At 74.0% G+C, this 14350-nt stretch carries 12 protein-coding genes; 3 read left to right on the top strand and 9 right to left on the bottom strand.

The features are described from left to right. The first annotated feature begins 106 nt into the window (after nucleotides 1–106). Nucleotides 107–1342 (top strand): epoxide hydrolase family protein, encoded by a 1236-nt coding sequence (locus tag ABT015_RS02865; RefSeq protein ID WP_350876075.1) that lies wholly within the window; start codon nucleotides 107–109, stop codon nucleotides 1340–1342. A 57-nt stretch (nucleotides 1343–1399) separates the two neighbouring features. Here the strand turns inward: ABT015_RS02865 and ABT015_RS02860 are convergent, their stop codons facing one another. The 5 genes from ABT015_RS02860 to ABT015_RS02840 form a co-directional block, all read right to left on the bottom strand. Then, on the bottom strand, nucleotides 1400–1522 hold the full coding sequence (locus tag ABT015_RS02860) for a hypothetical protein (RefSeq protein WP_350876073.1): 123 nt from the start codon (nucleotides 1520–1522) through the stop codon (nucleotides 1400–1402). A gap of 139 nt (nucleotides 1523–1661) precedes the next feature. Beyond that, nucleotides 1662–3056 carry an alpha/beta hydrolase gene (locus tag ABT015_RS02855; RefSeq protein WP_350876071.1) on the bottom strand — a complete coding sequence of 465 codons (1395 nt, stop codon included), beginning with the start codon at nucleotides 3054–3056 and terminating at the stop codon, nucleotides 1662–1664. A 180-nt stretch (nucleotides 3057–3236) separates the two neighbouring features. Then, complete coding sequence (locus ABT015_RS02850; protein ID WP_350876069.1) at nucleotides 3237–4217, bottom strand: LLM class flavin-dependent oxidoreductase; 981 nt, start codon at nucleotides 4215–4217, stop codon at nucleotides 3237–3239. Nucleotides 4218–4222: 5 nt separating this feature from the next. Further along, a complete protein-coding gene (locus ABT015_RS02845) occupies nucleotides 4223–5260 on the bottom strand; it encodes a T3SS effector HopA1 family protein (protein WP_350876067.1) in 1038 nt (345 codons plus the stop codon). Beyond that, nucleotides 5257–6465: a choline kinase gene (locus ABT015_RS02840; RefSeq protein WP_350876065.1), complete on the bottom strand. Its 1209-nt coding sequence runs from the start codon at nucleotides 6463–6465 to the stop codon at nucleotides 5257–5259. The genes ABT015_RS02845 and ABT015_RS02840 overlap by 4 nt, the downstream gene beginning before the upstream one ends. Before the next feature lie 219 nt (nucleotides 6466–6684). Here ABT015_RS02840 and ABT015_RS02835 point away from each other — a divergent pair, with 219 nt between their 5' ends. After that, nucleotides 6685–6861, top strand: coding sequence for a hypothetical protein (locus ABT015_RS02835; RefSeq protein WP_350876063.1), 177 nt, complete (start codon nucleotides 6685–6687; stop codon nucleotides 6859–6861). Between the two features lie 45 nt (nucleotides 6862–6906). After that, entirely contained in the window at nucleotides 6907–7074 is a 168-nt protein-coding gene (locus ABT015_RS02830) for a hypothetical protein (RefSeq protein WP_350876060.1), read from the top strand. Here ABT015_RS02830 and ABT015_RS02825 read toward each other — a convergent pair. From ABT015_RS02825 to ABT015_RS02810, 4 genes are all read right to left on the bottom strand, one after another. Further along, on the bottom strand, nucleotides 7064–9484 hold the full coding sequence (locus ABT015_RS02825; RefSeq protein ID WP_350876058.1) for a LuxR C-terminal-related transcriptional regulator: 2421 nt from the start codon (nucleotides 9482–9484) through the stop codon (nucleotides 7064–7066). The two genes, ABT015_RS02830 and ABT015_RS02825, sit on opposite strands and share 11 nt — an antisense overlap. A 322-nt stretch (nucleotides 9485–9806) precedes the next feature. Further along, on the bottom strand, nucleotides 9807–11474 hold the full coding sequence (locus tag ABT015_RS02820; RefSeq protein ID WP_350876056.1) for a multicopper oxidase family protein: 1668 nt from the start codon (nucleotides 11472–11474) through the stop codon (nucleotides 9807–9809). A gap of 300 nt (nucleotides 11475–11774) precedes the next feature. Then, nucleotides 11775–12830 (bottom strand): type III polyketide synthase, encoded by a 1056-nt coding sequence (locus ABT015_RS02815; RefSeq protein WP_350876054.1) that lies wholly within the window; start codon nucleotides 12828–12830, stop codon nucleotides 11775–11777. 304 nt (nucleotides 12831–13134) lie between these two features. Continuing rightward, nucleotides 13135–14340 carry a cytochrome P450 gene (locus ABT015_RS02810; protein ID WP_350876052.1) on the bottom strand — a complete coding sequence of 402 codons (1206 nt, stop codon included), beginning with the start codon at nucleotides 14338–14340 and terminating at the stop codon, nucleotides 13135–13137. Between the last annotated feature and the right edge of the window lie 10 nt (nucleotides 14341–14350).

Below are 14350 nucleotides of genomic sequence, written 5' to 3'. Positions count from 1 at the left end.
CGCCGCCGCGGCCGGGCAGGGCGGGTAGCCGTATTCGCCGGCCTGCTTGGTGCCCGTCCGCCGACGGCACCGCTTTCTCCTCCCCGGACCGGAAAGGAACCACCCCATGACCGCCCCGCACGCCTTTCCACTGGAACCCACCCCGATCCACGTGCCCGACGAGGTCCTCGACGACCTGCGCACCCGTCTCACACTGACGCGTCCCCCGCTGGACGAGGGGAACGAGGACTGGTCCTACGGCGTCCCGGACAGCTACCTCCGTGAGCTGGTCGCCTACTGGCGGGACGGCTACGACTGGCGCAAGGCCGAGGCCGCCATCAACGTCCACGAGCACTACCGGGTGAGCGTCGCCGGCGTCCCGGTGCACTTCATGCGCAAGCCCGGCCGCGGCCCCCGCCCGATCCCGTTGATCCTCACCCACGGCTGGCCGTGGACGTTCTGGCACTGGTCGAAGGTGATCGACCCGCTCGCCGACCCGGCCGCGTTCGGCGGCGACCCAGCCGACGCGTTCGACGTCATCGTGCCCTCCCTGCCCGGCTTCGGCTTCCCCGGCCCGCTCACCGGCTTTCCGGACGTCAACTTCTGGAAGGTCTCCGACCTCTGGCACACCCTGATGACCGAGACCCTGGGATACGGGAAGTACGCCGCCGGGGGCTGCGACATCGGCGGGATCGTCTCCAGCCAGCTCGGCCACAAGTACGCCGACGAGCTGTACGGCATCCACATCGGCTCCGGACTGCCGCTCGACTTCTTCACCGGACCCCGCGCCTGGGACTTCGCCCGGAACCGGCCCCTCACCGACGACCAGCCCGCCGACGTCCGCGCCCGCACCATCGAGCTGGACCACCGCTCGGCGTCCCACCTCGCCGTGCACACGCTCGACGGCGCCACCCTGGCCCACGGGCTGAGCGACTCGCCCGCCGGGCTGCTCGCCTGGCTGCTGGAGCGCTGGAACGCCTGGAGCGACAACGGCGGAGACGTCGAATCCGTCTTCACCAAGGACGACCTGCTCACCCACGCCACGATCTACTGGGTGAACAACTCCATCGCCACGTCGATGCGTTACTACGCCAACGCCAACCGCTACCCCTGGACCCCCGCCCACGACCGCACCCCGGCCGTCCAGGCCCCGGTCGGCCTCACCCTCGTCACGTACGAGAACCCGCCCGGCATCCACACCGCCGACGAACGCGTCCGGGCGTTCAGGACCGGCCCGCAGGCCGACTGGTTCAACCACGTCAACGTCAACGCCCACGACCACGGCGGCCACTTCATCCCCTGGGAGAATCCCCACGCCTGGGTCGGCGACCTGCGCCGCACCTTCCACGACCGCAGGCCCTGAACAACCCTGCCGGCTACGGGATCAGGGGTACTGGAAGGCGACCTCCGGGTCGGCCGGTCACGGGCCGTCGAGAAGTGGCTGCGGGTTGCCGCGCAGGTGCGGGTCGAAGAAGGCCCCGACGTAGGCGCGGGTGATCTCCTCCGCGCGCTGTGCCGGCGTCGGCACGGCGGGGCCGGTCACGCCCAACTGTGCGGCGAGGACGGGGAAGGGGATGAGGCATCCCAGCGGACGAGGGCTGACGAGCCGGCGCGACAGGCCGGACGGGCCGAGGCGGCAGGCCGTTCCGCCCCCGTGCGGAACGGCCCACCGACGGCTCCCGCTACTTCAGCAGGAAGTCGTACACCGCCTGCCGTCCGGCCGGGTTCGCCGCCCGGTTCTGCACCGAGTGCGCCGCCCCGGGCACGATCACGATCTGCGGGTCGTGTGCCGACTCGGCCTGCTGGTACAGCACTTCGTACGGCGTGGACAGGTCCCGGTCGCCGCCGAGCAGCAGCACCGGCACGTCCGGCAGCTTGCGGTGCTCCGACGGCGCCGGCGGCACCCGCTCGCGCGGCCAGTCGAGGCAGACCAGGAGGCTGCCGAGCCCGGTCGCGGTCGCCGGGTCGTACGGCCAGGTCTGCTCGGCGGTCAGCCGCTGCCGGGTGCGTTCCAGCACCGCCGCGCGGCCCGCGACGGGGGTGTCGGTGGTGCCCCACGGGAAGCGCGAGTCGGCGCACAGGGCTGCGGAGTGCAGCCCCTGGCTGAGTTCCTCGGCCGGGGCGGCGTCGACCTGCTGGTGGACGAGCTCGAAGAAGTCCTGGAGCTTCGCGGGCTGCCCGGCGGCGGCCTCGTGCAGGATCTCCGGGACCGCGCCGTAGTCCGGGTCGATGAACTCGTAGCCGGTGAGCGCACTCAGGATCTGCGCCCCGTTGCCGTACCGCCGAACCGTGGCCGCGAGGTCCGCGGCCGGGTCGGTGGTGCAGCCGGTGGCCCGGCAGGCGGCCCGCAGGACCCGGGCGGTCGCGGGCAGGGCGGCCAGGTCGAGGGGGTCGAAACCCTGTTGCGGCACCACCGAGTCGAGCACCAGCCGGGCCACGCGCGCCGGGTGGGCGAGCGCGTACCGCTCGGCGACGATGGTGCCGTACGAGACGCCGTCCAGGGTGAGGCGCCGGTCGCCGAGGGCGCGGCGCAGCAGGTCGATGTCGGCGACGGTGTCCGCGGTGCTGTAGTGGCGGGCGTTCGGGCCCAGGGCGGCGGCGCAGTCGGTGATCGACTGTTTGCGCGGCGCGGCGAGGTCGGAGGAGCCCATGTCCTCCTGGAGGCCCGGGCACTGGAGCGCGCCCCGGCCGGTGCCGCGCTGGTCGTACATCACCAGGCGGTAGTCCTTGAGGACGGGTTCCAGCTTGCCCGCGATCCGTTTCATCGTGGGGACGCCGGGCTGGCCGGGGCCGCCGGTGAGGAAGAGCAGGTCGCCCTTGGGTGCCGTGGTGTTGCCGGTGACGGCCACCTGGAGGTCGAGGGTGCCGGGGGTGGCGCCGCTGTGGTCGAACGGGACGGTGAGGGTCCCGCAGGTGAACTCGGGTGCGTCCGGGCAGGGCGCCTGGCCGGTGATCCCGCCGGCGCGGGCCGGTCCGACCGTGGCGGCGGAGCCGACTGCGGGGGTGGCCAGGGTGGTCCCGGCGGCCACCGCGACGGCGCCCAGCAGAGCGGCGATACGGCCGCGCTTGCTCGTCATGTTCGTCCTTCCGCTCGCGCCGCGCCCGGGCTGACGCGGTCACGGAAGCAGCCTGCGCCCCACGGCACTTCGATGGCGAGCATCCGGGCGGGATTCGACCTGGAAGGCGGACGGAACCGTGTCCGCTGCCCCCCCCCACACCCTCGTGCTGCGCCACGACGGCACGCCTCGCCGACGTCCTCAAGAACGGATGAGGAGTTCGGTGAGGTCCGCCAGCGCGGCGTCCCACCCGTGGGCCAGCACCACGCCGGCGGGGTTCAGCACCACCTCGTCGACTCCGGCCGTCCCGTAGGCGGCGAGCTCGGTCGCCAGCTGGTCCGGCGAGCCGTAGAGGAAGACACCGGACTCGACGAGTTCGCGGGCGCCGGCCACCGGGTCGCGGGTGTCCAGGTGCAGGCCCGCGCGGCGGAGCATGTCGGCGTAGTGCGGCGCGCCCAGGTGCCGGCCCGCGCCGTGCTGGGCCAGCACCATCGGGTGGCGGCCCGGCCGGGCGACGGCGGCGTGCACCACGGTCACCACTCTCGGCGGGGCCGCCGCCCGGCCCGTCGTCGCCGCGCCTTCGGCCAGGGCGGGGACGAGGACCTCGGCCACGTACCGGGGCGGGGTCATCCAGGTGATCGCGACGTCCGCGACCCGCCCGGCCGCGCGGGCCATGGCGGGTCGCAGGACGCCCGCGCCCAGCTCGACCGCCGGCGGGTGCTCCCCGTGCGGGAGTCGGAGCCCGGGCGCGGCGGGGCCGGGGCCCGGGGCGGGCGGCCCGGCCGACCGGCCGTCCAACAGCGTGCGGACGGCGCCGACGTAGTCCGCCACGGCCTCGGCCGGCCGGGCGTAGGGGGCGCCCAGCAGGCCGCCGACGAGCGAGGGTTCGCCCGCGCCGTAGCCGATCACCGGCCGGTGTCCGGTGAGCACGGCCAGGGACTGGGCCTGGGCGGCCGCCTCGAAGGGGTGCCGCAGGGCCGTCAGCGTGACCGAGAGCCCGACCGGGATCCGCTGCCCCGTACCGGCCAGCCAGGCCAGCGCCTGGTGGCTCTCCACCGCCAGGGACTGCCCGAGCCAGAGCCGGTCGGCCGCGCCGGCGCCCACCAGCGAGGCCAGCGCCGTCAGCGCGGCGAGGTCGGCCCGGTCGCGGAGGGCGTGCGGGAAGAGGACGGAGATCCGCATGCCGCTCAGCCGTTCCGCGAGGGGTCGGTGGGGTCGGTGGCCGCGTCGCGCAGCGATCGGGCGACGGAGGCGGCGAGGGCCGGTCCGCCTGATCCGGCCGGGCCGTCCGGGGCGGCCGCGTGTCGCAGTACTCCTTCGGCCACCGCCGCCGCCCGGTGCTGGCCGAAGCTCCGGCCGCGCCACCCGGCCCTGGTGTCGCCGGGCTCGTCGGCGGTGGCGATGCCCGGCCCCAACGGGTGGGCGAAGACCGAGGTCCGCGTTCCGAGGCCGGGCAGGTCGCGCAGGGCCGCCGCCAAGGCCGTCAACTCGTCGGCGTGGGACCGGGGGAGGTAGAGCACGAGCGCGTCGCGACGCGGGTACGACCAGGGCCGGGACAGGATCTTGGCCCGGTACCGCAGCGAGCGGGCGGCCAGCTCCCGGAGCAGCGCCGCCCAGAGCGCGGGCGCGGCGGTGGGGTCCTCGACGTGCAGGTAGAGCCGCCGCAGCGACTCGCCCTCGTGCGGCCCGCCGTGCGGCCCGTCCACCAGCAGGAAGCCGGGCGACAGCGCGGGGCGGACGGCGGGCAGCTCGACGGTCACGGACGTGTCCGCCGGTCGCGGGCCGTCGCTCCGGACGGCGGTGGCCGGGACGCGGACCGTCACGCCGCCCAACTCGACCGTGAACTCCGTGGCGGCGCCCCCGGTTCCGGTCCCGCACTCGGCTCCGGCCCCGGCTGCGGCCCCGGCCTCGGTCCCGGTCCCGGTCGGGACGGCGGCGCGCAGGTGGGCGGGGGCGAGCGTGTCCGCGTGCGGTGTCGCCGAGATCAGCTGCCGCTCGAACTCCACGTCACGGCGGGGCAGTCGGGTGGCGGTGCCGGATCGGTCGAGGCGCGACCGGTCGAGGCCGGCGTGCCACTGCTCGTAGAGCGCCGTGCCCAGGGCGATCCGCAGGCCGCGCGGTGAGTCGGCGCTGATGCGGTGGCCGTCCACCGTGACGGCCTGCGGGTACTCGGTGAGATCGATGCCGGTGAGTGCGGCCGCGAGCTGTTCGGACACGTGCGTCATGACGCCACCAGCCCGATCGCCTCGATGAACCGGTCCGGGGCGAGCAGTGCCCCGCGTCCCACACCGGCGATGCCGCGCTGAACCGCGCTCAGGGTGGGCCGGACGCCGGCGGTGGCCATGGTGCGGTCGAAGAGGTGCCAGCCGGCGTACCCGACCACCCGCTCCGCGAGTTCGGGATCGAGCCGGTCGGCGTGCTGCCGGTAGCCCTGCCAGAAGGCGCCGATCACCGGGAGGACGGCGGCCAGTTCGCGCTCTCCGCTGCGCATGAGGGCGCCGTGGGCGTCGGCGGGTCGGCCGCCGTCAGTGAGGTCGGGGCCGGGGCCGGGGCCGGGGCCGGTCACGTCGACCTCGGCGTCGACCTCGGCGTCGACCTCGTCGGTGTCGACGCCGGTGAACATCCGGCTCGCCGCGCGGTACAGCCACTGCCCGACGAAGCCGCCGAGGTCGATCGCCGGGTCGGCGAGCTGGAACTCCTCCCAGTCGGTCAGCTGGAGCGTGCCGTCGCAGAGCAGGAACTGGTCCAGCCGCAGGTCGCCGTGGACCGGGAAGTGGTCGGCGGCGGCCGAGCGGGCGTCCAACTCGCGCAGGGCGCCGTGCAGTCGGCGGTCCTGCTGGAGCAGGCCCCAGAGGGCCAGTTCGGCGCCGCTGCTCGCCGTGTACTCGGCCACGGTCAGCGCGGCCAGCCGGTGGCCGGTGCGCGTGCCGGGGCGGGGCTTCGGTCGGACGTCGGCCGTCGGGAAGCCGTGCAGCTCGGCGAGCGCCCGGCCGGCCCGCCAGGCGAGTCCGGTGTCGAAGCCGTCCTTGTCGGCGAGGGTGTTCCCGGTGACGGCGTCCGCCAGCAGGTCGAAGACCAGCACCAACCGCTTCCGGTCGCCGCCGAGCAGCGCCGGCGACTCCCAGGAGAGTGCGCCGGCCCCGGTCCGGGCCGACTCGAAGGCGCAGGAGCGGTCGTAGCGGTCGGTTCCGTCGGGAGCCTGGCCGTCGAGTCGTTTGATGAAGACGCCGGTGCCGTCCGTGGTGCGTCCCGCCCACGAGTCGTTGCGGCCGAGATGACTCACCAGGCTGTCCGGGTCCAGCGGGGCGAAACCCAACGCGGCCAGTGCCACCGGCACTTCGGGCGCGTACTCGAAGATGCCCGGGGTGCGGCCGGGGCCGGCCCGGTCGGCTGCCGGCGTGGCCGGTGGGGTCGAGACTGTCGCTGCCATGGCGGCCACGCTAGGGATCCCGACCGGCGGTCACCACGGGCAGGATCGTGCCATGCCAGGGCGGGCAAGGGGCAGGATGCCCCCACTTTCCTGCTACTGGGCACCGGCATCGAACGCCTGATCTGCTGGGGGCGGTCGAGGAACCCGCTCCTCGCCCGAAATCCGAAGCCGAATCCGGGCCCGATCCGAGCTCGAATCCGACGAGTCGAGAGGATGACCATGAGCTCTGCTGACCTGATGGGCGGCTACGCCGCCTACACCACCCCGAACGCGGCGATCGAGGAGCTCGCCAGCACCGGCATCACGGCCGAGTTGGAGTTCACCCCGGTCCTCACGGTCACCCCGTGGACCGAGGCGATCTCCCTGGTGGTGGTCTCCATCGCCACCCAGCTGTGATCCGCTCGCAGACCTGATTCCCCCTCCATCTCAAGGGAGTTCGACATGAGTACTGCTGACCTGATGGGCGGCTACGCCGCCTACACCACCCCGAACGCCGCGATCGCGGAGCTCGCCAGCACCGGCGTCGCCGGCGTCCCGGCGGAGCTGGAGGTCACCCCGACCGTCTCGCTCGTCGTCCTCTCGCTCGTCACGATCACCATCATCGGCTGACGGACCCGTCGAGCGTCACGTCGTCCGGGCCTCGCGGCGCGCTGCGGGCGGGGCCCGGCCGGCGGCCGGAGCGGTGCACCCAGCCGGCGACGCCGACCCGCGAGGAGCACTGCAACCGCCGCATCGTCTCGCGGAGGTGGTTGACCACCGTCCACTCCGAGATGCCCAGGCGGCGCGCGATCTGATGGTTGCTCAGTCCGTCGGCCACCAGCAGCGAGACCTCCAGTTGCCGACTGGTCAGTTGCCGCCTCGGCGGTGCTTCGGCGGAGTCCGGCTCGGCGGAGTCCGGCTCGGCGGAGTGCGGCTCGGCGAGGGGGAGGACGAGGGAGAGGGAGCAGAGCAGGTCCAGGAGCGCGGTGGCCGCGCCGGTCGCCAGCGCGTGGGCGAACTCGTCCTCGGCGAGGCGGCGGCGGATGCCGGGCAGCAGCCGGGCGGTGGCCAGGTCGGGATCCGCAGGGTCGCCGGGGATACCGGCTCGCCCCGGATGGAAGCTGCCCAGCAGCCGGGCGGCGTCGGCCGCCCGCGCCGGTGCGGGGCGCAGCGGACTCGCGACCAGGCCGACCAGCGCACCGAGCGTGGCGACCGCGCCGAGTGGGCGCAGGTGGGCCAGCCCCTCGACGTAGTGGGCGCGGGACGCGGACGGATCGCCCCCGGCGGCGGCGAGCAGGCCCAGGTGCAGCAGGGCCGTGCCGACCAGCAGCACGTCCCCCCGGCGCCGGGCCGCGGTCAGCACCCGGCCCGCCAGTGCGCCACCGGGCCCGGTCCGACCGAGCCGGAACCCGACCAGGGCGGCCTCCAACTCGACGCGCAGGGCCTTCGGTTCGTCACCGGCCGCACGGAGGAGCGCTGCTGCCCCGGTGAGGGCGGCGAGGGTACGCTCGGGGTCCCGGTCGCATCCGGTCAGACCCCGCAGCCGTAGGAGTCGGGCCGCCGTGGAGGGTTCATCGGGCGCGGTCCGGAATCGGTCCGGCCGGGATGAGGCCGCCTCGGCTTCGTCCAGCAGGGAACTCGCCAACTCGTGGTCGCCGTCGAGCAGTCGGGCCTCGGCGCGGATCAGCGCGAGCCGGACCCGCGCTCGCCCACCGGTGATGCCGGTGGGATCGGCGGGATCGGCGGGATCGGCGGGATCGGCGGGACTGGTGGCGCCGAGCGGCACGGCGGGCCGGTCGGCCCAGTCCGGGCCGAGGCCTGCGACTCGGGCGTGGGCGAGCAACTGCTCCATCAGGTCGAGGGCCTCGGCGGTGAACCCGAACCGGGTCAGTGTGTCGACCGCCAGCCGGAGGTTGGCCTCCTCGACGCGCAGGGCGAGCAGGGCCGTCGGCTGGTCGCCGGCGGCCAGCCGCCGGGCGGCCCCGGCGGCGAGCCGGGCGTAGTAGCGCGCATGGCGGAGCATGAGGACGACGAGTGGGCCGCCGGCAGGCCGGACCTCGGGCAGGTCGCCGAACGGCACGTACAGTCGCGTCTCGGCCGCACCGTCCAGTCGGCCGGACGGCCGGTCCTCCAGCGTCAGCGACTGCCGATCGAGCAGGGCCCCCAACGCCGCCGGGAAGGCGCTCAGCGCGATCCCGGACACCGCCCGGAGCGCCTCGGGCCCGAACCCGCCGGCGAACAGGGGTGTGCAGGACATCAGCCGCGCCGCGTCGGCGCCGAGCGGGCCGCACCGCCCTGATGGTCGCCCCGCCTCTCGCCCCGGCGACCGTCCCGGCGACCGGTCCGCCGACGGAACGGGCAGCGGGACGGGCGGCGGGCCAGGCGGCTCGACATAGGCGGCCACCAGGCGGCCTCCCCCCGCCCCGCCGAGTGCGGCCAGCACGGTGCCGACGCCCTCCAGCGCCGCCACCCGGGCCGCGAGCACCAACGCCCCTGGCAGGCCCCGGAGTTCCACGCAGATCCGGCCCACGGTCTGCTGGTTCCGGGAGGTCACCGTGAAGCCCGGACTCCAGGCCCGCCGGGCGGCCGTGAAGACCTGTACCGCGGGAGTGCGGCAGAAGGCGTCCAGGTCGGTCGGCGACCAGTCCACCGGAACGGCCAGTGGGTCCACCCGGTACGCCACGCCGCCGCCGGCGGGCGGCAGCCGACCGGTGGCGAGCAGCTTCACCCCACGCGGGGCGCACCGGGCCAGCAGCGCCAGGTAGTCGTCCGGCTCGACCTGATCGACCGTCAGCAGCTCGGCTGGTCCCGGGGTTCCGGCCGCCCCGCCCGCCGCCCGGTACTGCTCGGCGACCGCGAACGCCAGCCGGGTCTTGCCGCTGCCCGGCAGGCCGTGCAGCAGCACGCCGGGTACGGCGGGGTCGGCGAGCAGCCGCAGCAGTTCGGCCGTCTCACGTGCTCGCCCGAACAGTTCACCCGTGAAGGCCCGGTGGTCCGCGGGCTCCTGCCGGGGGACGCCGGACTCGAACAAGATGGTCATGGACGGCTCCAGGGCCGGCTCCGCCCGCCTACACGGCGCGGGCGCGCCGGCGGGATCGTCCGTACTGATCCTGGACGGCGGCGGCGGCCGGCGGTATCCCAGACTTCTGGGACGCCGCCGGTCCGGCATCGCCGGTTCAGCGTCGCCGGTTCGGCATCGGTGCGTGGCCGACCGTCGGGACGGCGAGCGCAGACCGCCGCCCGGGGCCGTCACGGGGCCGTCACGGGGCCGTCACGGAGCCGTCCACCGCCGGGCTCGCACGGCGGCCCCGTTCCGCGCGCTCAACCCCTCGTCCGGGCCGGCCCGCCGTCCGGTTCCGGACTCACCGCAGTCGCCGGTGCCGGCGGTGGTGGCCCGCGTGGTGGTGGTGCCGGTTGCGCCGTCGCCGTCGCCACCGCCGTCGACCGACTCCCGCCGCCGAGGCTCCGGCCGCCGACGCTCCGGTGGACCGGGACGAGTCGGCGAAGGCGTCGTCCGACTCCCGGCCGGAGTCCTTCGATCCCGCGGGCAGCACGTCGATCCGGCCCATCTGGCCGTGCGAGGAGTGCACCATGTGGTGGCAGTGGTAGACGTACTCGCCCGGATATTCGCCCCAGGTCATGGCGATCCGGACGCTCTCCCCCGGGTGGACCGTGACGGTGTCCTTCAGTCCGGCCTCGGCCGGGCCGACCGGCACCCCGTCACGGTCCAGCACGCGGAACTGCACCAGGTGGGTGTGGAAGGAGTGGGGGGCGTGGAAGACCCCGGCCGGCGGGCGGGTGAGGTGGTTGCGGATCGTCCAGATCTCGCTGCTGCCGACGGTGGTCCGCACGTCGGTCCGCTTCGGGTCGTACTTGCGCCCGTTGATCCTGGCGTCCGGGAAGGTCGTCAGCGCGAACTCCCGGTGCACCGTCGCCTTCGGGATCGGCGGCAGGGTGGCCAGGACGTCCGGGATCCGGCTCCGGTCCTCGGCCGTCCGGGTGATGTCGAAGCGCAGCACCTCGGTCCGCTCGCTCTCCAGCGCGGCCGTGTTCTCCAGCACCACCGATCCGCCGACCGGGTAGCGGGCGAAGTCGACCACGATCTCGGCGCGCTCCGCGCCGGTCAGGGTCAGCTCGTGCAGCGTCACCGGCGCGGCGAGCAGTCCGCCGTCGGAGGCGATCTGGGTGAACGGCTGGCCGTCGGCGAGGCGCAGCGACACATGGCGGTTGGGCGAGACGTTGAAGACCCGCAGCCGGTACTTGCGCGCGGCCACCTGGAAGTAGGGCCGCTCCTTGCCGTTGACCAGCATGTGCGGGCACGCGTACGGGTCGGTGTAGACCAGCCTGCCGTCGGTCTCGATCCGGGCGTCCCGGATCAGCAGCGGGATGTCGAACTCGCCGTTCGGCAGCGGCAGGCCGCTCTCGTGCGGGTCGCTGAGCAGGTAGGCGCCGGCCAGGCCGCGGTAGACGTTCTCGGCCTCCAGCTCGTGCGCGTGGTCGTGGTACCAGAGCGAGGCGGCCACCTGCGAGTTGGGGTAGCGGTACTCGCGGGTCTCGCCGGGCTTGACGAGGTCCATCGGCAGGCCGTCGTAGCGCGAGTGCACATGGCCGCCGTGCAGGTGGACGGAGGTGTGCACGCGCAGGTCGTTGGTCTGCTGGACCACCACCTCCCGGCCCCTGACCGCCCGGATGGTCGGACCGGGGAAGCAGCCGCCGAAGGTCCGGACGGTGGTCAGCAGCCCCTTGACGATCTCCGCCTGGGTATCGGCCATCCGCAGCCGGTACAGGTCCGAGGAGTCCGTCCGCGACACCGGGCTCAGCACGGGGGGCACCGGCATGGCGTGCTCGAAGGGGGTGATCCGGGCGGCCGACCGCTTGGCCTCCGACCTGGGCGGCGCGGCTTGCGCGGCCGGAGCGGCCGGCAACGCCAGGGACGAGACCCGGGCCCCGCCCGGTGCGCGGTCCCAGGGGAAGAGGACCGCCGGGCCGCCTATCGCGGCGGCTTTCAAAAGGTCTCGTCGGTTCAGCATTCCCGGTCTTTCCGTCCAGGGCCGGGCGGTCGGTACGCCGCCGGGCCAGTGGTCGCCGGTCGTGGTTTCCGGCGGCCCTGCTCGGTGGCCGCCGCGCGCACGACGGCGCGGGCCGGGCGTGTCGGACCGTAGCGCCGACGCGACGTTCCGTCACTGCCCGTTGGCTCAGTATCGGCGAGCTTCTCGCGCTCCGCAGCGCGACCGCACCTGCCCGGACGCGGGGCCCGGGCCCCGGCCCCGGCCTCCTGAACGACGGACGCGGGGGCCGGGCACCTGGTGCCCGGCCCCCGCGTCCGTCGTTCAGGATTCGGGCGACGCCCAGGTGCCCAGGGACATCTCGGCGGTGATCCCCGGGCCGAACCCGGCCAGCAGCCCTTGGTGGCCTTCGAGGGCCGACTTCTCGTCGAACATCCGGGCCAGGGCGTCGAGCACGACCGCGCTGGCGATGTTGCCGTACTGGGTGAGGGTGGCCCGGCTGAAGCGGAACGCCTCGGGCGGCACCTCCAGGAAGCGGCTGAGGTCGTCCAGGATCCGTGGGCCGCCGGCGTGGACGATGTAGAAGTCCAGCGTGCCCACGTCCCACTGGTGCTGCTGCGCCACCGCGCGCAGGGCCGGGCTGAGCGGCTCCATCGTCCCCGGCACCCTCTTGTCCAGCTGGAAGTGGAATCCGGTGGGGCGGACCGCGTAGGAGATCCACTCCTCGGTGTTCGGGATGAGGTACGAGCCGTTGCGTTCCAACCGCATTCCGGTCCCGCCCTCACCCCGGACCACGGCGGCGGCGATCCCGTCGCCGAACAGGCCGTTGGACAGCAGCGAGCCCACGCCCAGGTCCGTGGGCTGGTAGCACAGCGAGCAGAACTCGCAGGCCACGATCAGCACGTTGGCGCCCGGGTAGGCCGAGCAGAAGTCATGGGCCCGGTTCACCGCCGCGCCGCCGGCCGCACACCCCAGTTGGGCGATCGGCAGCTGCCGGGTCTCCGGCCGGAAGCCCAGCCTGTTGATCAGCCACGCCGTGAGCGACGGCATCATGAAACCGGTGCACGACACATAGACGATCAAGTCGATCTGGGACGCCTCCACTTGGGCCTGCTCGAGGGCCCTGACCACCACCGCCGGGACGCGGTCCTTCGACTCCGCCGCGAAGACGGCGCTCCGTTCGTCCCACCCCGGGTGTTTCAGCACCACCTCGATGGGTTGGATCAGGTGCCGCTTGCGCACTCCGGTGTTCTTGATGAGACGCAGCGCCAGTTCGAGCTGTGGGTGGTCGGGGTGGAGCCTGCGCGCCAGCTCGATGGTCTCCTCGTTGGTGATGACGTGCTCGGGTACATCTATCGCCGGTTTGCACAGAACTGCCACGGCACTTCCTCCAGACGGGCGGTGTTCCCGGTGCGACCCTGGCGGGGCGGGATTTCACCACTCGACGGCAGCCGCTGCGAGCCGGACGCGCGGAGGGCGCGGGCGGCGGGACGCACCGGGCGGGACCCAACTCAGCGGCCGACGAGCCGACCGGGCGAGGATCGGATGATCGCGGTGCGGGCGGTCGTGCTGGCCGCAAGTTGGTTCAGGCCACCTAGCCCAATTTACGGAAGGCGGGCCCGTCCCGCACGTCGGCCCGCACACCCCGGGGTGTGCGGGCCGACGTGCGCGGTGCTTCCGGCACTCACCAGGTGACCGGCAGCGCCAGCGGATAGCGCCAGATGGACGTGGTGTTCCACGCCAGCTCCGCGGCCGGCTTGGCCAGCGCGATCCTGGGAAAGCGCTCCAGCAGGGTCCCGAGGGCGACTTCGAGTTCGGTGACGGCCAGCGGCGCGCCGAGGCAGTGGTGCGCGCCCCAGCCGAAGGTCATGTGGGAGGGGCTGGTCCGCTCCAGGTCCAGCTCGTCGGGCCGGTCGAACCGGCGGCCGTCCCGGTTGGCCGTCAGGTAGGAGACGTGCACGATGTCCCCCGCCGGGATCGTCACCCCGCTGAGCTCCACGTCCTCAAGGGCCACCCGGGGGATGCCGACGCCCTTGCGGAAGGGGATGAAGCGCAGCAGCTCCTGGAGCGTCCGGGAGAGCGTCTCGGGCCGCTCGCGCAGTGCGGCGAGCACGTCGGGGCGGCTGAGGATGGTGTACGAGAGGTTGCCGAGCTCGTACGTCGTGGTGTCCTGGCCCGTGATCAGCAGGACCATGGCCATCACGGTGAGTTCCTTCTCGTCGAGGACCTCGTCGCCGTCGCGGGCCGTGGCCAGCACGCTGATCAGGTCGTCGCCGGGGTTCCTGCGCCGTTCGGCGGTCAGCTCGGCGAAGTACGCCCGCAGGTCGGCCTTGGCGCGCACCGCGTTCGGCTTGTTGGCCAGGCTCACGTCCATCATCGTCCGGGCGTTGGCGCGCAACTGCGCGCTGTCGGCCTCGGGGATCTCCAGGACCTCGCAGATCGTGATCAGCGGGAGCGGGTGGGCCAGGTGCTCCATGAGGTCGGCCGGGGGGCCCTGGTCCCGCATGCGGTCCAGCAGCCCGTTCACGACGTGCTGGGTACGCTCCCTCATCCGCTCGATGTGGTCGGGGGTGAAGCCCTTGGACACCAGGCTGCGCAGGCGGGCGCTGGCGGGCGGGTCCATGACGTTGATCGCCTCGGCCTGGACGATGGGCTCGGGGGTCATGCGCGGAAAGTCCCGGCCGACGATGGCGTGGCGGCTGAACCGCCGGTCGGTGGTGACCGTGCGCACGTCGTCGTAGCCCGTGACGAGCCAGGCCTCCCCTTCGCCGTAGGGGAGGCGGATGCGGCTGACCGGTGCGTCGTTCATGAGCTGCCGGAGCGTCGGGTCGAACTCTAGGGTCTCGGCGAAGTCGAACGGGCAGTTCCGTGCGCTGGAGTCGGTGGACATGCGGACCTCC

This window comes from Kitasatospora sp. NPDC094016, assembly GCF_040304045.1.
Classification (GTDB): domain Bacteria; phylum Actinomycetota; class Actinomycetes; order Streptomycetales; family Streptomycetaceae; genus Kitasatospora.
This window is presented reverse-complemented; position numbering and strand designations above follow the sequence as displayed.